Here is a 21970-nt window from a genome sequence, read left to right as displayed (position 1 = left end):
CACATTCACAGTCTGAACTCCTCGGTTTCTTCTGATTCGTCGTCCGGCGCGGCAAAGCGCACCGGGATGGCGTTGTGCGGGATCTCGGTTGTCGGTGCGGTGCGCACGGCGGCGGCCATCGCGGCCAGTTCGGGTCGGTCGAAGACCGCGCGCACGTCGATCGTCCAGTCGCGCCGGCGCAGGTGTTCGAGCAACTGCATCGCCAGCAGCGAGTGCCCGCCGAGCGCAAAGAAGCTGTCGTGGCGACCGATGCGCTCGACACCGAGCAGCTGCGACCAGATCGCGGCCAGGGCCTGCTCCGTCTCGCCCCGCGGTGGCGCGAAGGCCTGGCGGCTGAAGGCCTCGTCCTGCGGTGCAGGCAGCGCCTTGCGGTCGAGCTTGCCGTTGGCGCTCAAAGGCAGTGCCGCCAGGCGCACGTAGGCCGCGGGCAGCATGTGCTCGGGCAGGTGTTCGCCGAGCTGGCTGCGCAGTTGTGCAGGCTCCGGCATTTCATCGGGCGAGGTCGGCACCACATAGGCGACCAGCGCCAGCGCGCCGGAGCGGTCTTCGCGCGCCAGCACCGCAGCCTCGGCGATGCCGTCGAGCGCGCGCAGCTGCGCTTCGATCTCACCCGGCTCGATGCGCTGTCCGCGCAGCTTGATCTGGAAGTCGTTGCGGCCCAGGTACTCGATCGCGCCATCGGCGCGCCAGCGGCCGAGGTCGCCGGTGCGGTACAGGCGGCCACCCTCGACGAAAGGATCGGCGATGAAGCGCTGCGCGGTCAGCTCCGGTCGGTTCAGGTAGCCGCGCGCCACCTGCACACCGCCGATGTACAGCTCGCCGGCCACGCCGACCGGCACCGGGCGCAGCGCATCGTCGAGCAGGTAGAGCCGGGTGTTGGCGATCGGCCGTCCGATCGGTATGGAATCGCCATCGTCGCTCCCGCAGGTCCAGGCGCTGACATCCACCGCCGCTTCGGTCGGGCCGTACAGGTTGTACAGGCGCGCATGTGGCAGGCGTTCGCGGCATTGGCGTGCCAGCCCGGCCGAAAGCGCTTCTCCACTGCACACCACCCGCCGCAGGCTGGCGCAGCCGGCCACGGCGTCAGGCCGGGCAAGAAAGACCTGCAGCATCGACGGCACGAAATGCAGCGTCGTCACCCCGCTGCTGCGGATCAGCTCGCCCAGATAGGCCGGGTCTTTATGTCCATCCGGCCGTGCGAGCACCAGCCGTGCACCGGCCATCAATGGCCAGAAGAACTCCCACACCGACACATCGAAGCCGAACGGCGTCTTCTGCAGCACGACGTCATCCGGAGTCAGCGCGTAGGCCTGCTGCATCCAATGCAGGCGGTTGACGATGCCGCGGTGTTCGTTCATCACCCCCTTGGGCGCGCCGGTCGAACCGGAGGTGTAGATCACGTAGGCCAGGCGGCCTTCGTGGAGGCCGGTTTCTGAAGCATCGAGATTGCGGTCGGCGAACGTGGCCGTGTGCGTGTCGCGAGCGGGCACCAGGGTACGCACGCCCGGCACGCTCAGCGCCAGTTCCGGGTCGGCCAGCACCACTACCGCAACGGCCTCGTCGAGCATGTGCCGCAGGCGCTCCGGTGGATGGGTGGGGTCGAGCGGCAGGTAGGCGCCACCGGCCTTGAGGGTCGCCAGCAAGGCCACCACCAGCGATTCGCTGCGCTGCATGAGCACACCCACGCGGGCGTCCGGGCCGACGCCCAGCACGCGCAGTTGCCGTGCCAGGCGATTGGCGCGTGCGTTGAGCTGGGCGTAGCTGAACTGGCGGTCTTCGAACACCAGCGCGATCGCGTCGGGGCGCTGCGCGACCCGATGCTCGAACAACTGGTGCAGGAGCACGCCGTGCGGGTACTCGGTGGCGGTGGCGTTGAAATCGGCCAACACCTGCCGGCGCTCGTCTTCCGGCAAGACATCGATGCGGCGCAGCGGCCGCTGCGACTCGCTTTCCAATGCATCGACCAGCGCGTGCAGGGTCTGCCGCACAAAGCCGCCGACGCGCCACGCATCGAGGCTGCGATCGATCTCGGTGGTAATGCCGAAGCCGTCGCCATGGTCGTCCACGTGCAGCACGAATGGGTAGTTGGTGCGGTCGTGTCCACCGAGCAATTCGATGCCCGGCAGGCTCGTGGCTTCGGTGTCGCGTCGGCTGTAGCGGTAGTTGAGCAGGCTGGTGAACAGCGGCGCATCGGCCGGCAACCGGCTGCAGCGCCGGGCCAGGCTCAGCGAGGCATGCTCGTGGCGCAGCAGCTCGGCCAGATCGGCGTGCACGCGGCGAAGCGCCGCTTCGGTTCCGGCAGCGCCAAGGCGCACGCGCAGCGGCAGGGTATTGAGGAACATGCCCATCGCCCGCGTCGCCTCGGCGCCAGCTTGCAGGCGGCCGAACAGCACCGTGCCGAACACCACGTCGTCGCGGCCGCTGCAACGTGCGAGCACCAGCGCCCAGGCCAGGTGGAACACGCTGGCCGCGCCCACCCCACGCAGCCGCGCCTGTTCGCGCAGGCGACGCGCCAGCGCGGGATCGAGTTCGCTGCGCGCCTGCGCCACGCCACTGCCGTCGCCGCGCACGTCGCTCAGGCCGAACGGTGCGGTGGTTTCCTCGACATCGCCCAGCGCGGCGCGGAAATAGGCTTCGTGCCCGGATTCCGCCGCGCCCTGCAGGGCCTGCGCGACGAAGCGACGGAACGGCACTGGTGCAGGCAAGTGCTCGCGCCGACCCTGCAGGATCAGCATGATTTCCTGCACCAGCAATTCCGAGGCGGTGTGGTCGAGGATCAGGTGGTGGTGCAGCAGCTGCAGCAGCCAATGCCCGCTGTCGCTTTCCTGGATCGAGTGGCCGCGCAGCATCGGCGCGCGGCGCACGTCGAGCCGGCTGCGGCGCGGATCCGCCAGGGCCTGCAGGCGTGCCAACGCATCTTCCGCAGGCGCGGCGGCGAGCATCTCGATGTCCAGGCCAGCCTGGCGCTGGACCAGCTGCACGGGCTGCTCCAGCCCTTCCCAATGCACGCTGGTGCGCAGGATGTCGTGCCGCGCGATCACCTCGCGCAGGGCCTGCACGAACCGGTCCAGCCGTTCGCGGCCATCGAAGCGCAGGAGGGTCGGCATGACGTAAACATCGCCACCCCCACCTTCGCCGTGCAACCGGTGATGGAACAGGATGCCCTCCTGCAGCGGCGCCAGCGGATAGATGTCCTGCACGTTGCGCACGCCGCCCGGCACCTGCGCCACGAGGCGGTCGATTGCGTGCTGATCGAGCGTGAGCAGCGGCAGCATCGCCGGCGTGATTGCATCAGCCCCTTCATCGATGCGGTAGGCCAGCGGATCGCGGCCCTGGCGTTCGCGCAGCAGGGCAATCAGCTCCGGCTTGTGATCGCGCAATGCCTGCACCAGCGTTGCATCCGCCAGCAGGCGCGAGTCTCCCTGCAACGCCAGCCGCTCGCCGTCCAGGCGCAGCGTGAGACCGCGCGAGGCCAGCGTGTCGAGCAGTTGCGATGCATGGTTCATAGAACGATCTCCTCCAGTTGCACCGTGGCGGCGGCAAGGTCTGCCAGGGTCGGTGCGTTGAACACCATCTGCACGTCGACCTGGAGTTGTTGTTCGCTCATGACGTGGATCAGCTGGATGGCCAGCGCCGAATGCCCGCCGAGCTCGAAGAAGTTGTCGTGACGGCCGACCTGCCCGACTCCGAGCAGCTCGCCCCACAGCCCCGCTAAACGGATTTCCATGTCGGTTTCCGGCGCGGCATAGGCCTGCCGTGCGAGGCCGTCATCGTCCGGCAGCGGCAGTGCCTTGCGGTCGAGCTTGCCGCTCGCGTTCAGCGGCCAGGCCGCGAGCGTGACGTAGGCGCCGGGCAGCATGTAGTCCGGCAACTGCGCACCGAGTTGCGCGCGCAGCACCGAGGGCTCCAGTGCGGCGCCCGGCTGCGGCAGCAGGTAGGCGATCAGGCGAGGCTCGCCAGCCAGCTCGGCATGGGCGACCACCACAGCCTCGCGCACGCCGTCGAGCCGCGCCAGCTGCGCCTCGATCTCGCCGAGCTCGATGCGGTAGCCGCGAACCTTGACCTGGAAATCGTTGCGGCCCAGGTACTCGATGCTGCCGTCGGCGCGCCAGCGGCCGAGGTCGCCGGTCCGGTACATGCGCGCCGTTCCGTTCACGAACGGATCGGGCAGGAAACGCTCGGCGGTGAGTTGCGCGCGCCCCAGGTAGCCGCGCGCGACCCCGGCGCCGCCGATGTGAATCTCGCCGGCCACGCCAATAGGCACCGGCTCGCCATGCGGATCCAGCAGGTAGACGCGCGCGCCCGGCATCGGGCGGCCGATATGCGGCACCGCGCCAGCGATCGGCCCGCAGGTTGCGTCGACGCTGCATTCGGTCGGGCCGTACATGTTGTGGAACTGCATCCCTTCGGCTTCGGCCAGGCTGCGCCACGTCGAAGCATCGAGCGCTTCGCCGCCGAGCAGCAGCTTGTGCAGCGAACCGGCGCGTCGCTGCGCAAAGCCGGCCGGCTGCAGCATGCGCAAATGCGAGGGCGTGCACTCCATCGCCTCGATTGCGTGGCGCTCCAGAAAGTCGAGCAAGGCCTCCGCGTCCAGGCGGGTGCGTTCTGGCAGCAGGAACACGCTGCGGCCGAACGCCAGCTGCCCCCAGGCCTTGACCGCCATGTCGAAACCGAACGATGAGTTCCACGCCACCCGCCGGCAGTCTGGCGCCGGGCCGTGGATGCGCTGCTCCAGCCCGTGCAGGAAGTTCAGCACGTTGCGGTGTTCGACCATCACGCCCTTGGGCATGCCGGTCGAGCCGGAGGTGTAGATCACGTAGGCCAGGTGCGCTGGAGTCAGCCCGACCGCCTCGGGATCGGGGTCGTCCGTGGGCGCATCAGCCCAGGGCGGGGGCGATGCCTCGTCGTCCAGTACGAGCACTGCGCATCCCTCGGGCATCCGCAGCCGATCAAGCAAACGAGCCTGGGTCAGCACCGCCACCGGCGCGCTGTCGGACAGCATGTGGGCGAGGCGATCGTCGGGATGCACCGGATCCAGCGGCACGCACGCGCCGCCGGCCTTGAGCGTGGCCAGCAGTGCGACGCCCAGGTCCACGCTGCGTTCCAGGCACAGCGCAACGCGGTCGTCGGGCCGCAGCCCCAGGCCGCGCAGGTGGTGGGCGATGCGGTTGGCCTGGCGGTTGAGTTCGCCGTAGTCCAACGCCTGGTCTTCGCAGGCCAGCGCCAGGGTGCTTGGCTGCGCTGCGGCCTGCGCCTCGAACAGGCGATGCAGCAGGCCATTGCAATCGACGCTTCCACTGGCATTGAACGCGCGCAGCACCTGCTCGCGTTCGTCCCGGGACAGCAGGTCGATACGGGCCACCGGTGCGGCGGCATCGGCGACCATGCCGCGCAGCATTGCCACCAGCGCATGCCAGTGGCGCCGCACCGTGGCCTCGTCGTACAGGGCAGTGGCGTAGTTGAACTGACCGACGATGCGTTCGCCGGCCGGTTCCAGGTCGAGCGAAAGATCGAACTGGGCGCTGCCGGCATGGCTGGCGAGGTTGTCGAACTCCAGCCCTTCCAGTTGCAGCTGCGCAGGCGGCGTGTTCTGCCACGCCAGGCGGACCTGGTAGACCGGGTTGAAAGCACTCGAGCGCGGCGGATTGAGCGCCTCGACCACCTGCTCGAACGGCACGTCGCGATGTTGTTGCGCCTGCAGTGCGACCTGTCGGGCCTGCACCAGAAGGCTGCCTAGGTCGAGACCGTCGTCGATGTCGAAACGCAAGGCCTGGGCGTTGACGAAGAACCCGATCAGCGGCTCGAGCTCGGCCCGGTCTCGCCCGGCGATGGCGCTGCCGAGCACGATGCGCGACTGGCCGCTCAACCGCGCCAGCACCGCCGCCCACGCCGCGAGCACGGCCATGTACACGGTGACGCCGTGGCGCTGAGCCAGCGCGCCCAGTTCGCGGGTCAACTCTTCGTCGAGGCCGACTTGGATGCTGGCGCCACGGTAGTCCTGCTGCGGCGGCCGTGGCCGGTCTGTGGCCAGGCCGATCAGCGGCGGCGCATCGCGCAGGCGCTCGACCCAGTACTGCAACTGCGCCTGCACGGCATCGCCCTGAAGGCGACGCCGCTGCCAGGCGGCGTAGTCGCCGTACTGGACGGGCAATGCCGGCAACGGATCGGGTTCGCCGCGGCGGAACGCCCCGTACAGCGCAGAAAACTCATGCGCCAGCACGCTCAGCGACCAGCCGTCGGAGACGATGTGGTGCATCGTGGCCAGCAGCACGTGCTCGTCTTCGGCCAGGCGCAGCAACTGCACCCGCAGTGGCGGGCCGCGCTCGAGGTCGAACGGTGCTGCGGCTTCGGCTTGGCACAGGGCGCGCAAGGCGGCGTCGCCAAGCCCGTCGAGTTCGCGGTAGTCGAGGGCCACGCCGTTCGCCGGTTCGATGCGCTGGCGCGGCTCGCCATCGACGACGACGAAGCGCGCACGCAGCGACTCGTGGCGCGCGACGATCCGGTCCAGCGCGTTCTGCAGCGCGATGCGGTCCAGCGCGCCGCGCAGGCGCAACGCGGCAGGCAGGTGATAGGCCGCGCTGGCCTGTGCGTCGATACGGGTCACGTACCACAGGCGCTGCTGCGAGTGCGACAACGGCAACGGTGCGCTGCGATCCGCCGGCACGATCGGGTCGATCGCACTGGGTGCGGCGCGCGCCATCTCGGCGGCCAGGTCCGCCAGACGCGGTCGCGCGAACACTGTCGTCAGCGCCAGCTCAATGCCGAACCGCTGACGCAGCTGCGAGAGCATCCGCACCGCCAGCAGCGAATGCCCGCCCAGCTCGAAGAAGCCGTCGTCGCGGCCGATGCGTTCGATGCCGAGCAACGACGCCCATGTCTGCGCCAGCGCCTGCTCGAACTCGCCCTGCGGCGCCTGGTAGCTGCGCTGTGCGTAGGCCTCGCCGTCCGGCGCGGGCAGCGCGGCGCGGTCAAGCTTGCCGTTGGCGTTGAGCGGCAGCGCATGCAGCAGCACGAAGGCCGCCGGCAGCATGTAGTCGGGCAGGCGTTCGGCCAGACGCGCGCGCAGCAGCAACGGGTCGGGTGGCGGGCGATCCGGGTCCGCAACCACATAGGCCTGCAGGCGCTTGTCGTCGCCCTGCCCCGCCGTGGCGATCACCGCGGCTTCACGAATGCCGTCCAGCCGCATCAGTTCGGCCTCGACCTCACCCGGCTCGATGCGGAAGCCGCGGATCTTGACCTGCTGGTCGTCGCGTCCAAGGAACTCGATCGAACCATCGCCGCGCCAGCGGCCGAGGTCGCCGCTGCGGTACATGCGCGGTGGCGTGTCCGCAGATGCGGTCACGAACGGATCGGTTGCGAAGCGCTGCGCGGTGAGTTCGGCGCGATGCAGGTAGCCGCGCGCCACACCGGCGCCGCCGATCCAGATTTCGCCGACGGCGCAAACCGGCACCGGCTCGCCGTGGGCATCGAGCAGATAGACGCGCGCATTCGCGACCGGACGGCCGATGCCCAGCGGCGAATCTCCGGCGCTGCAACGGGCGACGGTGGCGTTGATCGTGGTCTCGGTCGGGCCGTAGGCGTTGGCCAGCGCCGGTCGATGGCCGTCGCGCTGCCACCAGGCATCGAGCGCGGCCGCGCCGACCGCATCGCCGCCGATCACGATCTGCCGCAGCGACGGCGGAAAGATCGCATCGGGCGCCTGGACCAGGCGTTGCCAGAACAGCGTCGGCAGGTTGGCCACGGTGAGCCGGTGTGCGGCGCACAGTTCGCACCAGCGCCGGGGTTCCGCCAGCCACTCGTCGGTGCGCAGCACCAGCGTCGCGCCATGGCTGAGCGCGCCGAAGATCTCCTCGCCGGCAACGTCGAAGCTCAGGCCGGAGAACTGCAATACCCGGTCTTCGGCGCTGAAGCCATAGAGCGCCTGCAGCGCTGCGATCTGATTGGAGAGTTGCCGGTGTTCGACCATCACGCCCTTGGGCGTACCGGTGGAGCCGGAGGTGTAGATCACGTAGGCCAGATGCGAACCGTCGCTGGGCAGGTCGCACAGATCGGGCGCATGTATGGGCGCTGCCGCCCATAGCGAGTGTTCGTCGAGCGCGACGGTCGTGCAGCACGACGGTGGTTGCAGCCGCGGGCGCAGGCCGGAGTGCGTCAGCAGCACCACCGGTGCGCAGTCTTCCAGCAGCCAGGCTAGTCGCTGGTCCGGATGGGACGGATCGAGCGACACATACGCTGCACCAGCCTTGAGCGTGGCCAGCAGCGCGACGATCAGGTCGGGCCCGCGCTGCAGGCACAGCGCAACCCGGTCCTCCACGCCAACGCCGAGGCTGCGCAGATAGTGGGCGAGCCGGTTGGCGCGCTGGTCGAGTTCGATGTAGCTGAGTCGCTCGCCATCGTGCTCCAGCGCGATCGCCTGCGGCTGCAACGCAGCCTGCCGTTCGAACGCGGCATGCGCGAACGCATGGGCAAGCTGTGCTGGCGCGCCTTCGGCGAACTCGTGCAGCAGCAGCTCGCGCTCATCGGCGTCGAGCAACGCGATGCGATCGACGGGCCGGCCATCGTCGGCGGCCATGCCGCGCAGCATCGCCATCAGGCTGTGCCAGTGGCGGCGCACCGTGGCCTCGTCGAACAGGGCGGTGGCGTAGTTGAGCTTGCCGGTAATGCGCTCGCCGTCTTCCTGCAGGTCCAGCGCCAGGTCGAACTGCGCGCTGGCCGGAAGGCTCTCGACCCGTTCCACATCCAGCCCGGCAAGCTCCAGTGCGACAGCGGGCGTGTTGTGCCAAGCCAGCATCAGCTGGAACACCGGATGGTGGGCCATGGAGCGCGGCGGGTTCAGCGCCTCGACCAGACGCTCGAACGGTACGTCCTGGCGCGCCTGTGCCTGCAACGCAGTCTGGCGCACCTGGGCCAGCAGATCGGCCACGCCCGGGCTGCCGTCCAGCGCGATCTTCATCGCCTGGGTGTTGATGAAGCAGCCGATCAACGGTTCGATCTCGACCCGCCCGCGGCCGGCGTGCGAACTGCCGATCACCACCTGCTGCTGGCCGCTGTAGCGTGCCACCACGGCGGCCCAGGCGGCCAGCACGACCATGTACAAGGTCGCGCCGTGGCGCTGGCCGAGCGTGCGCAGGGCTCGCGTGGTTTCGGCATCGAGGCCGACATCGAGGCTCGCGCCCCGGTAGTCCTGCAATGCCGGCCTCGGCCGGTCGCATGGCAGCTCGGTACGTGCCGGTGCGCCTTGCAGCTGTGCGACCCACTCCTGCAGCCGGACTTGCGCGGTCGTGCCCTCCAGGTGCTTGTGCAGCCACACCGCATGGTCGGCGTACTGGATCGGCAGCGGCGGCAGCATCGGCCTCAGTCCATTGCGCAACGCGCTGTAGGCAGCGGCGAACTCGCGCATCAGCACGCTCAGCGACCAACCGTCGGAGACGATGTGGTGCATCACAACCACCAGCACGTGATCGCGCTCGGCAATGCGCAGCAGGCGGCCGCGAATCGGCGGACCGGCCGCGAGATCGAAGGGCTCGGCCGCAGCCTCGCGGCACAGTGCCTCGATCTGCGCCGGACTCGAATCGCCCGCGTCCTGCTCGCGCAACTCGAAGCCGTGCGGCGCGTCGATGCGCTGCCAGGGCTGGCCGTCGATCGCGATGAAACGCGTGCGCAAGGCTTCGTGCCGGGCCACGACATCGTCCAGCGCGGCGCGCAGGGAAACGCAGTCGAGCTCACCGCGCAGGCGCAGCGCGCCAGGGATGTGGTACGCCACGCTGGCCTGGGCATCGATCCCGGCGATGAACCACAGGCGCTGCTGCGCCGGCGATAGCGGCAACGGACGGCTGCGGTCGGCGGGCGTGATGGCATCCAACGCGCCGGGGCCAGCCGCTGTCACGGCGTGGGCCAGTGCGGCGAGGCGCGGCTGTGCGAACAGGGTGGCCAGCGCGAGTTCGGCATCGAAGCGCTCGCGGATCTGGGAGATGAGCCGGATGGCGAGCAGCGAATGTCCACCGAGCTCGAAGAAGTCGTCGTCGCGGCCGACCTGCTGCACGCCAAGCAGCTGCGACCAGATGCCGGCCAAGGCCCGCTCGACTTCGCCTTGCGGTGCTGTGTAGGCGCGCTGGCCGTAGGCCTCTCCCTCCGGCGCGGGCAGCGCCTTGCGGTCGAGCTTGCCGTTGGCGTTGAGCGGCAGCGCACCGAGCACGACGTAGGCTGCCGGGACCATGTACTCCGGCAGGCTGCGCGCCAACTGTGCGCGCAGCTGCGATGCATCAGCGTGGCCGACCAGATACGCGACCAAGCGCTTGTCACCGGGCCGGTCTTCGCGTGCGATCACCGCTGCTTCGCGCACCCCGTCCAGACGCGCGAGCTGTGCCTCGATCTCGCCAAGCTCGATGCGGTAGCCGCGCACCTTCATCTGATGGTCGTTGCGGCCCAGGTACTCGATGCTGCCGTCCGCACGCCAGCGGCCCAGATCCCCGCTCCTGTACATGCGTGCGCCGTCGTGCCCGTCGAACGGGTCGGGCACGAAGCGCTCCCCCGTGAGTTCGGGTTGTGCCAGATACCCCCGCGCCACCTGCACCCCACCCAGGTACAGCTCGCCAACCACACCCACCGGCACCGGATTGCGCTGCGCATCCAGCACATAGATACGACTGTTGCCGATCGGTCGTCCGATCGGCGGCAGGTCTTCCCACGCCTCGGGCGGACCGCTCAAGGTGTGCGCGCTGACCACATGCGTCTCGGTCGGCCCGTAGTGGTTGTGCAGCCGCGCCTGCGGGTGCCTCTCGAACATGCGCCGGATCGCCGGCGTGATGCGCAACTGCTCGCCCGCGGTGATCAGGTCCCGCAGCATCGCCAGCGGCTCACTGCGCTGCGACCACAGCTCGCTGAGGTTGTGCAGCGCGATGTACGGCAGGAACAGGCGCTCGACCGACTCCTGGGCCAGCCATTCGGCCAGGGCCGGCAGGTCCTGGCGCAACGCTTCGTGCAGCAGCACCAGCGTGCCGCCGCTGGCAAGCGTGCTGAAGATCTCCTGGAAGGCGACATCGAACCCGAGCGCAGCGAACTGCAGGGTGCGCGCAGGCTCGGGCAGCTGCTCGCGCTGCCAGGCCAGCAGGTTGACCAGGCCGCGATGCGGCATCGCCACGCCTTTGGGAACGCCCGTCGAGCCGGAGGTGTAGATCACGTAGGCCAGGTGTTCCGGGCGCAGGCCCAGTTCGACGGCGTGCAGGTTGGCTGCGGACAGATTGGCCCACGCCGGTTCTGCTTCATCCAGCAGGACCGAGGTCGCATCAAGCCGCTCGACCAACCCGCGCTGGCTCAGCACGACCACCGGCTCGCTATCGCGCAGCATCTGCGCCAGTCGCTCGTCGGGATACATCGGATCCAGCGGCACACAGGCACCACCGGCCTTGAGCGTGGCCAGGACCGCGACCACCATCGCCAGGCTGCGTTCGACACAGATCGCCACGCGCGCATCCGGCTCAACACCGAGCCGGCACAGGTGCCGCGCCAGCCGGTTGGCCTGCTCGTTGAGGGCGCGGTAGCTCAGCTGCGCACCGTCCAGTTCCAGGGCTATGCGCTCCGGGTGCGCGGCGGCCAGCTGTTCGAAGGCCTCGTGCACCAGCGCCGGTGCGGTGTACTCGCGCCGGGTGTCGTTGTAGCCGTGGAGCACGCGATCGCGTTCCCCGGCCGGCAGCGCATCGAGCGACAGCAGCGGCGTGTCGGGTGCCTGCTCCAGGGCCTGTGCCAATACCTGCAGCGCCTGCTGCATGAAGCCGGCGATGCGTTCGGCCGAGACCGAAGCATCGACCTGCACGGTCAATTCGAAATCGCTCCCATCGTCATCAACGTACAGGCCGAACGGGTAGTTGGTGCGATCGCGCACGTCGAGCAATCGCACGCCATCGAGCACCTGGGCATGGGCAACTCGGCTGTGCCGGTAATTGAGCAGGGCCGAGAACAACGGCACATGCGCCGGCATTGCGCTGCAACGTTGCGCGAGCACCAGCGAGGCGTGTTCGTGGCGCAGCAATCCGCTCAGCGCTGTATGGGTTTCGCGCAGGCCCTGCGCCGCGCCGCGCCCGCCCAGTGCGATGCGCACCGGCAAGGTGTTGATGAACATGCCGACCGCACGATCGGAACCGGCGCCACCGTGCATGCGCCCGAACAGCACCGTGCCAAACACCACATCGTCGCGCCCGCTGCACAGGGCCAGCACCCGGGCCCAGGCTAGGTGGAACAAACTGGCCGCTCCTACGCCCTGGCGCATGGCGAGCGCGCGCAACTGTGCCGACAGCGCCTGCGGCAACGTGAGGCGGGCCTGCTCGACCTGCGAGCCATCGCCCTGCACGTCGAGCAGGCCGAACGGCGCGGTCGGTTCGTCTACGTCGCCGAGCATCGCGCCGAAGAACGCCTCGTGTTCGGCCTCGCTCACGCCCAGGCGCGACTGGGCGACGAAGTCGCGGAAAGGCACCGGCGCTGGTAACCCGGCGGCATCGCCGCGCTCGATTGCGGCGATCTCTTCCACCAACCGCTCCAGCGTGGTGTGGTCCATCACCAGGTGGTGATAGGACAGCAGCAGCAGCCATCGCCCGCTGGCATCGTCGCGAGCCGCGAAGCCATGCAGCATGGGAGCGCGGCGCACGTCGATGCGCAGGTCGCGCACGCGCGGATGTTCGCGCAGGCGCTGTGCTGCTGCGCCCTTGCCCGGCGCCAGATCCAATGTGTCCACCGCGAACCTGGCGCGCCGCCACACCACCTGCACCGGCTCGGCCAGGCTTTCCCAGTGGATCGCGGTGCGCAGGATGTCGTGGCGTTCGATCACTCGCGACAGGGCCGCGATGAAACGGTCCAGGCGCGGCTTGCCGTCGAATTCGAGCAGCGTCGGCAGCACATAGGTGTCGGTGTCGCGCTCCAGCAGATGATGGAACAGGATGCCCTGCTGCAACGGCGCCAGCGGATAGATGTCCTGGATGTTGGCCGCGCCGCCGGGCGTGGCGCTGACTATCCGGCCGATCGCGGCTGCGTCGAGTTCGACCAGCGTCAGCATCGCCGGTTCGATCGCCTCGCAGCCGGGCGGAATCAGGTTGGGAGGCACTGCCAACGCTGTAGTGGCATCGTCGCGCCGGATCGTCGCGGCCAAGGCGGCCAGCCTCGGATGCGCGAACAGCGAGCGGATGTCGGCCGACCAACTGCGCCGCCGCAGTTGTTCGAGCAGACGGATGGCGAGCAGCGAATGTCCACCGAGTTCGAAGAAGTCGTCGTCGCGGCCGACCTGCTGCACGCCCAGCAACTGCGACCAGATGCCGGCCAGGGCCTGTTCGACTTCGCCTTGCGGTGCTGTGTAGGCGCGCTGGCCGTAGGCCTCTCCCTCCGGCGCAGGCAGCGCCTTGCGGTCGAGCTTGCCGTTGGCGTTGAGCGGCAGTGCATCGAGCACGACATAGGCGGCAGGGACCATGTACGACGGCAGGCGTTGGCTCAACTGTGCGCGCAGTTGCGATGCATCGGCGTGACCGACCAGATACGCGACCAAGCGCAGGTCGCCGGGCCGGTCCTCGCGTGCGATCACCGCCGCCTCGCGCACCCCGTCCAGACGCGCGAGCTGTGCCTCGATCTCGCCAAGCTCGACGCGGTAGCCGCGCACCTTCACCTGATGGTCGTTGCGACCCAGGTACTCGATGCTGCCGTCCGCACGCCAGCGTCCCAGGTCGCCGCTCCTGTACATGCGCGCACCGTCGCGGGCATCGAACGGGTCAGCGAGGAACCGCTCGGTGCTCAGTTCGGGCTGGCTCAGATAACCCCGCGCCACCTGCACCCCACCCAGATACAGCTCGCCCATCACACCCACCGGCACCGGATTGCGCTGCGCATCCAACACATAGATGCGGCTGTTGCCAATGGGTTGCCCGATCGGCGGCAGGTCGTCCCACTGTTCTGCGGGGCCGCTCAAGGTGTGCGCGCTGACCACATGGCTCTCGGTCGGCCCGTAATGGTTGTGCAGCCGCGCCTGCGGGTGCCGGGCGAACACGCGGCGGATCGCCGGCGTGATACGCAGCTGTTCTCCGGCCGTGATCAGGTCCCGCAGCATCGCCAGCGGCTCGCTGCGCTGCGACCACAGCTCACTGAGGTTGTGCAGCGCGATGTACGGCAGGAACAGGCGTTCGACCGACTCCTGGGCCAGCCACTCGGCCAGGGCCGGCAGGTCCTGGCGCAACGCTTCGTGCAGCAGCACCAGCGTGCCGCCGCTGGCAAGCGTGCTGAAGATCTCCTGGAAGGCGACATCGAAGCCCAGCGCAGCGAACTGCAGGGTGCGCGCGGGCTCGGGCAGCTGCTCACGCTGCCAGGCCAGCAGGTTGACCAGGCCGCGATGCGGCATCGCCACGCCCTTGGGCACGCCCGTCGAGCCGGAGGTGTAGATCACGTAGGCCAGGTGTTCCGGGCGCAGGCCGAGCTCGACTGCGTGCAGATTGGCCGCGGACAGATTGGCCCATGCCGGTTCTGCTTCATCCAACAGGACCGAGGTCGCATCAAGCCGCTCGGCCAACCCGCGCTGGCTCAGCACGACCACCGGCTCGCTATCGCGCAGCATCTGCGCCAGTCGCTCGTCGGGATACATCGGATCAATTGGTACGCAGGCACCACCGGCCTTGAGCGTGGCCAGGACCGCGACCACCATCGCCAGGCTGCGTTCGACGCAGATCGCCACGCGGCTGTCCGGGCCAACACCGAGCCGGCACAGGTGCCGCGCCAGCCGGTTGGCCTGCTCATTGAGGGCGCGATAGCTCAGCTGCGCGCCGTCCAGTTCCAGCGCGATGCGCTCCGGGTGCGCGGCGGCCTGCTGCTCGAAGGCCTCGTGCACCAGCGCCGGCGCGGTGTACTCGCGCCGGGTGTCGTTGTAGCTGTGGAGCACGCGCTCGCATTCTTCGGGCGGCAGTGCATCGAGCGCCAGCAGCGGCGTGTCGGGCGCCTGTTCCAGCGCCTGTGCCAATGCGTGCAGCGCCTGCTGCATGAAGCCGGCGATGCGTTCGGCCGAAACCGACACATGGATCTCGGCGGTAAGCACGAAGTCGCCACCCAGGTCATCGACGTACAGGCTGAACGGGTAGTTGGTGAGATCGCGGCCGCCGAGGTAGTGCATGCCCTCGGCGATCTCGCTGTCGCCAAAGCTCTCGCTGCGGCTATGCCGGTAGTTGAGCAGCGCCGAGAACATCGGCGTGTTCGGCGGCAGGCCGCTGCAGCGCTGGGCCAGAGTCAACGATGCGTGCTCGTGGCGCAGCAGTCCGCTCAGCGCCGCATGGGTCTCGCGCAAGCCCTGCACCGCTGCGCGCCCGCCCAGCGCGATGCGCACCGGCAGGGTGTTGATGAACATGCCCATGGCGCGATCGATGCCCGCACCGCCCTGCATGCGCCCGAACAGCACCGTGCCGAACACGACATCGTCGCGCCCGCTGCACAGGGCCAGCACCCGGGCCCAGGCCAGGTGGAACAGGCTGGCCGCGCCCACGCCATGGCGCATGGCGAGCGCGCGCAGCCGCGCCGACAACGTTGCCGGCAGCGTGAGGCGAGCCTGCTCGACCTGCGAGCCGTCGCCCTGCACGTCGAGCAGGCCGAACGGTGCGGTCGGCTCGACCACATCGCCGAGCATCGCGCCGAAGAACGCTTCGTGCTCTGCGTTGCTCACGCCCTGGCGCGACCGTGCGACGAAGTCGCGGAACGGCACCGGCGCCGGCAGGGCCTCGGCACGTCCCTGCAGCAGCGCCACCACCTCGTGCAGGACCTGCTCGGTGGTGGTGTGGTCCAGCGTCAGGTGATGGTGCAGCAGCTGCAGGAGCCAGCGCCCCGAGACCGGATCGAAAGCAGCATGGGCCTGCAGCATCGGCGCGCGACGCAGGTCCAGGCGCACCTGTCGCGCATCGGCGCGGGCCTGCAGCTGCGCCTGCACGTCACCCCCGGCCGGATCGAAGTGCAGTTCGTGCAGCGTCAGTGCGGCGCTGCGCCAGACCACTTGCACTGGCGCGTCCAGCCCCTCCCACTGCACGGCGGTGCGCAGGATGTCGTGGCGCGCAATCACCTGCTGCAAGGCGGCCACGAACCGATCGAGGCGCACGCGATCGTCGAAGCGCAGCAGGGCAGGAAGCACGTAGGCATCTCCCTCGCCCTGCAGCAGATGGTGGAACAGGATGCCTTCCTGCAGCGGCGCCAGCGGGTAGATGTCTTGAACGTTGCGCATGCCGCCCGGAACGTTGCTGGCGATCAGCTCGATCTGCGCCTGGCTCAGTTGCACCAGCGGCAGCATCTGCGGGGTGATGCGTTCGCACTGCGCGGGAATCGCATTGGCCGGCACTGGTGTCGCGCCCTGCCCTGTTTGCGCCACGCGGGCCGCGAGTGCGGCCAGGGTCGGTTCGACAAACAGATGGCGGATGTCGGCCTCCAGGCCTTCGCGCTGCATACGCTCGACCAGTTGCACGGCAAGGATGGAATGGCCGCCGAGTTCGAAGAAATTGTCGTGGCGGCCGACCTGTTCGACGCCGAGCACTTCAGCCCACAGCCGTGCCAGCGCTTGTTCCGCTGCTCCTTGCGGCGGTTCATGGTCGCGCTGGTGCCAGGCTCGATGGTCCGGCGCCGGCAGTGCCTTGCGATCGAGCTTGCCGTTGGCCGTCAGCGGCAATGCGTCCAGCACGACGTACGCTGCCGGGACCAAGTAGTCCGGCAGGCGCTCGCGCAAGGCGGCACGCGCGGCGGATGGATCGAACGCGGCCCTGGCAACGAGATAGGCCACCAGGCGCGTATCGCCCGGCGTGTCCTCGCGCGCGATTGCGACGGCGTCGTCGACGCCGTCGAGCCGCATCAGCTGCGCCTCGACTTCGCCCAGTTCGATGCGAAAGCCGCGGATCTTGACCTGGTGGTCGTTGCGGCCGAGGTACTCCAGGCTGCCGTCGGCAAGGTAGCGGCCCAGGTCGCCGGTCTTGTACATGCGCGCGCCCGGCACGTCGCTGAACGGATCGGGCACGAAGCGTTGCGCGTCCAGTTCGGGCCGGCGCAGATAGCCGCGTGCGACACCGGCGCCGCCGACATACATCTCGCCCGTGCAGCCGACCGGCAGCGGCCGGCCCTGCGCGTCGAGCAAGTACAGGCTCAGGTCGGGAATGCGCGTGCCGATGGGGCTCGCTCCGGCGCTGCGTTCGGCGTCGGCAGGCTCCAGCACGCGGTACGTAACGTGCACGGTGGTCTCGGTGATGCCGTACATGTTGACGAGGCGCGTGCCCGCATTGCGCTCTTGCGCGTACCAGGGCTTGAGCGCCGCTGTGTCCAGCGCCTCGCCGCCGAGGACCACGCAGCGCAGCGTATGCGGCGGCAGCTCTGCCGGACTGGCCTGGCAGGCGGCGGCGAATTGGCGGAACGCGCTCGGGGTCTGGTTGAGCACGGTCACGCCCTGCTCGCACACCAGGCGATGGAATTCCGCCGGTGCGCGGCTGACCGCATGCGGCACCACCACCAGGCGCCCGCCGTGGATCAACGCGCCCCACAGCTCCCACACCGAGAAATCGAAAGCGAAGGAATGGAACAGGGTCCACACGTCGTCGCGGCCGAACGCGAACCAGGCCCGGGTCCCGTCGAACAATCGATTGACCTGGGCGTGCTCGACCATCACGCCCTTGGGCAGGCCGGTCGAGCCGGATGTGTAGATCACATAGGCCATGTGCGAGGGCGCGAGGCCCTCGACTTGCGGGTTGTCGGCGGTGGCTTCGGCCCACGGCGCCTGCTCCCATGGCAGGTCCAGGCGCACCTGCCTGCACGACGGCGGCGGTTGCAGGCGATCGAGCAAGGCGCCGTCGCCGAGCAGCGCCACGGGCGCGCTGTCGCACAACATGTGTGCGAGGCGCTCGTCCGGATATACCGGGTCGAGTGGCACGTAGGCGCCGCCGGCCTTGAGCGTGGCCAGGATCGCCACCACCATGTCGAGCCCGCGCTCCAGGCCGATCGCGACCAGATCGTCGGGCCCGACGCCGAGCCCTCGCAGATGATGAGCCAACTGGTTGGCGCGCTGGTTGAGTTCGCCGTAGCTCAGCTGCCGATCTTCGAACTGCACCGCGACGGCATCGGGGTGACGCTCGGCCTGGCGCTCGAACAGCGCGTGGATCAACGACGGCGCGCCGGTGTCGAGCCGCGGCCGGTTGAAGCCATGCACGACCAATTCGCGCTCGGCCTCGTCCATCAGCGGCAGGTCGCACACGCGCTTGTCTGGCGAATCGGTCGCCGCCCTGGCCAGGGCTTGCAGCCGCCGCAGATGCGCAGCCATCTCCTGCGCGGAGAACAGCGCCGGGTCATAGTTGAACTCGATGTGCACCGGGCTCCCGTGCTCGTAGTCGCGCACATAGACCGCCAGCGGCTGGCGCTCATAGCCGTTGTGCAGCGGAAACACCGAGCTGCGGATGCCTTCGTCGAACTCCAGGTCGCCGTGGAAGCTTTCCATCGACAGCGACAGGTCGAACAGGCCGCGGCGGTCGCCCACCCCGGCCAGCAGTTCGCGGTGCAGATCGGCCAGGGGGTAGCGCTGGTGGCGGTAGCACTGCTTCAGTTCGGCGGCGACCCTGCGCAGGGTGTCCGCGAAAGTCTCCTGCGGATCGACCGCGATGCCGACCGGGATCGCGCCCGAGAACATGCCGGGCATGCGCCGTTGCGCCGCGCTGGTGCGGTTGTGCACCGGCATGCCGATCACCACTTCGTCTTCGCGCCCGCTCAGGCGCGCGAAGTACACCGCCAGCAACGCCGCCAGGAAATGCGTGCTCGACGCGCCCTGCGCCGCGGCCACTTCGCTCAGGCGGTCGTGGTCGGCACGGTCCAGCTGCCATACGGCCTGTTCGAACTTGCGATCGAAGCGGCCGCGCCGGGCGTGCGCATCTTCGAACAGCGGTGCCGCCAGGTGCGCATGGCGCTGCAGCCAGAATGCGCGGTCGCTGGCATAGCGCGAAGAGGCCAGGTACTCGGCATCCTTGCGGATGAAGTCTGCGTAGTCGGCGTCGTCATGACTGTCGCTACCGGCCACGGGCTCTTTGCGCCCGAGACGGTTGTAGGCATCGACCACGGCATTGCCGATCAGCGACACCGACCAGCCATCCGCGACCAGGTGATGAAAGCACGCCAGCCAATAGCCGCGTTCGGGCGCAACCTGCAGCCAGTGCATGCGCCACAGCCGCTGGCCGTACAGCCCGAACGGCGTCAGGAACGCGGCGCGCAGATGGGCCCAGGCGCTCGCCTCCGGATCGGCTTCGCCCGTGAAATCGAAGCGCTGCGACGGCGCATCCACGGTATCGGCGAAACGTTGTTGCACAGCCCCGCCAATATCGGCGCCGGCGCTACGCTCGAGCACGGTGCGCAGCGCCTGATGGCGCCCGGCGACCGAGCGGATCGCCGCCTCCAGGCGATCGGGGTCGGTCGGCCCGTCGAGGCGGGTCGCGACGCCGATGTTGTAGCAAGGCAGGTCCGGCGCCAGCGACTGGTCCAGCCAGACCGCTTGCTGGGGCGAGCTCAGGGGATGGAGGACTTCCTTGCTGCTCACGATTCGCCGCCGTCCGGCACCAGCGTTTCCAGGCGGCGCAAGCGCCGGTGGGCGAGCGCGACAACGGTCAGCACCAGGCCGACCGCGCCGCTAACGAAGAACAGAAAACCGATGCCGCGGCCCGGCCCCGTGCCGAACCAGACGCCGACCGTAGCGCCGAGCGCGCCGCCCGGGCGCAGCGCCGGCTCCAGCACCGCGTCGGCGAGCCAGCCGCCGGCCAGCAGCACCACGCACATCACCAGCATGTTGGACGCGGCGATCAGGGCGAACACGCTGCCCTGCCGGCCCATCGGCGCCTTGCGCATCCACAGCGCATGCGAGCAGGCGACCGAGGTGCTGCCGCAGAACAGGCAGACAAACGCCGCCGCGCACCACAGGGCTGGCGTGGTCACGCAACCGGCGAACAGCACCGCCGCGCACTGCAGCGCGTCGCAGGCCAGGATCCATTGCATCAGCCCGCGCCGGATCCAGGCGGTGGCGACCAGGACCGAACCGAGCAGGCCACCGACGATGCCGACCGACATCACCAGGCCCAGCACGTCGCTGGAATGAGTGGACAGCACCATCGGTGTGAGCAGGGTCGTCGCGAGCACCAGCAGGCACTGCACCAGCGCGCCGTAGCCCAGCAATGCGCCCATCAACGGCTGCTCGCGCAGATAGGCCAGCGCACCGGAAAAGCTGGCCCCCGCTCCACGCCACAGCGATGTGCTGCGCGTGGACGACTCGCCAGCGCGCGGCCCGCCGCGCACGTCCACGCCGGCCCGGGTCAATGCCGCGAACACCAGCGCGGCTCCTGCCAGCAAAAGACACAGCTGCGTCGCCATCACCCCCTGCAGGCCCATCCGCGCCATGAGGAAGCCGGCCGCGGCGGGCGCGCCGACCTGCACCAGCGCGCGCGAAATGCCGGTCAGCCCCCCCACCTGGGCGAAGCGGTCCTTGGGCACGAAGCGGCTGACCGCCACCCGGATCGACGGACGCCGCAGCGCGCCGACCGCCGCCGCGACCGCGGCGTAGGCGTACAGCGCGCCGATGCCGAGCCGGCCGGACAGCAGGGCCAGCACGATCGCGAAGGTGCCGGCGATGGCGGCAACATCGCACGACAGCACCACCCAGCGCCGGTCGTGGCGATCGGCCAATGCGCCGGCGAACGGCGTGGCCAGCATGCCCGCCAGCGCGGCGGCGAGCACCGAGAACGAATAGTCCTGCGCGGAGCCGGTCCGGGAAAAAATCCACACGCCCACCGCAAAGCTGACCAGCGTGGTGCCGAGATCGAAGGCCGTCTCGCTCAGCCACAGCAAGGCGAACGTCGATCGCGCGCGCGACGGCGCGTGTTGCAACGGCGGCATGACCGGGTCGTCACGGGTTGAAGTCGCGGCGGCTTCCACGGTCACTTCCTGCATAACGTGCGCTCTCTGAAATTCCCGCGCTCGATGAATGAAGCGCGGGTGCTGCTGCGGGTGGCGAGCTAGGGTTTTTTCGCGGCCTGGCCGCGAGGTGATGCACGATTATTCCGCGCTGCAGCACGGTAATTGCGGCAGCCAACAAATGACGCACTATTTAAATTTGTTGACGCAGACAGACGAGAACTTCGGAATTGATTGGCCGATTCAATTACGAAAATCTGTTCTGTTTTCGCCCAATTTGGCGACGCAGCCGCGCCGCATTTTCGGCAAAAACTTATTATGCAAACTCAAAGAGAAGGCTGAGTCAAATCTGAAGTGCAACATCCTGTCTCCCCTACGGCGTTCAGGTGCAAGACAGGGTCGCGGATTTCCGCTGAAACACGACCTGCTCGACGTAGTAATTCCGCCTAATGCGCGCTTGCGTAAAACCATGGCCTGCAAATTTGGGGAGGCGGAAAATTCAGGCGGGCGAGCCTCGGAGTAAGAAAAAAGAAAAAGAAAAGGCGCCTGGCAATGCCGGGCGCCTTTTCTTTTTTAATGAATTCGTTGCAGTTTTCAACCGCTCGGCATGGATTTCAACAGCTGTCGCGCGACACGAAAAGTGAAGCGTTCTCGCCCAGGCTGAGTATCAAACCGGCGCGTAGGCGCCTGTGCCTCCAAGCCAGGGCGTAAGCACCTCATAGCCTTCGGGCGTTACAGCCACCATGTGCGCCCACTGGGCGGACAGAGACCGATCCTTCGTCACCACCGTCCATCCGTCAGGCAATTGCCTGGTTTCGCGCTTGCCTGCGTTGAGCATCGGTTCGATGGTGAAAACCATCCCCGGCTCCAGCCTGAACCCTTCCCCGCGTCGCCCATAGTGCAGCACCTGCGGCTCATCGTGGTAGATCTGGCCGATGCCGTGCCCGCAGTATTCACGCACCACGCTGAATTGCTCCCGGTGGGCAACCGACTGGATGGCATGGCCAACATCGCCCAGAGTCGCTCCGGGCTTGACCTGCCGGATTCCGGC

5 protein-coding genes are annotated in these 21970 nt (G+C 68.8%); 1 reads left to right on the top strand and 4 read right to left on the bottom strand.

The window, feature by feature from the left end; genetic code table 11:
* Positions 1-5: 5 nt before the first annotated feature.
* From BMW87_RS33010 to BMW87_RS33000, 3 genes are read right to left on the bottom strand one after another with little or no spacing between them, the layout of a single operon-like run.
* The gene (locus BMW87_RS33010) at positions 6-3506 is read right to left on the bottom strand and encodes a non-ribosomal peptide synthetase (protein ID WP_093082465.1); all 3501 of its coding nucleotides are present in this window, start codon (positions 3504-3506) and stop codon (positions 6-8) included.
* Positions 3503-19555 (bottom strand): non-ribosomal peptide synthetase, encoded by a 16053-nt coding sequence (locus BMW87_RS33005; RefSeq protein WP_093082463.1) that lies wholly within the window; start codon positions 19553-19555, stop codon positions 3503-3505. Before BMW87_RS33005 ends, BMW87_RS33010 begins: the two co-directional genes overlap by 4 nt.
* Entirely contained in the window at positions 19552-20955 is a 1404-nt protein-coding gene (locus tag BMW87_RS33000; RefSeq protein ID WP_093082460.1) for an MFS transporter, read from the bottom strand. The genes BMW87_RS33005 and BMW87_RS33000 overlap by 4 nt, the downstream gene beginning before the upstream one ends.
* Before the next feature lie 97 nt (positions 20956-21052).
* On the opposite strand from BMW87_RS33000, the gene BMW87_RS34910 reads away from it, so the two are divergent.
* On the top strand, positions 21053-21442 hold the full coding sequence (locus BMW87_RS34910; protein WP_143062653.1) for a hypothetical protein: 390 nt from the start codon (positions 21053-21055) through the stop codon (positions 21440-21442).
* Positions 21443-21586: 144 nt separating this feature from the next.
* Here BMW87_RS34910 and BMW87_RS32995 read toward each other — a convergent pair.
* On the bottom strand, positions 21587-21970 hold a 384-nt coding region (locus BMW87_RS32995), incomplete at its 5' end, for a M24 family metallopeptidase (RefSeq protein ID WP_143062652.1).

This window comes from Variovorax sp. OV084, from assembly GCF_900111625.1.
Classification (GTDB): Bacteria; Pseudomonadota; Gammaproteobacteria; order Burkholderiales; family Burkholderiaceae_C; genus Variovorax.
Note: the sequence above shows the minus strand (reverse complement) of the source record. Positions and strands in the feature narration are given on the sequence as shown.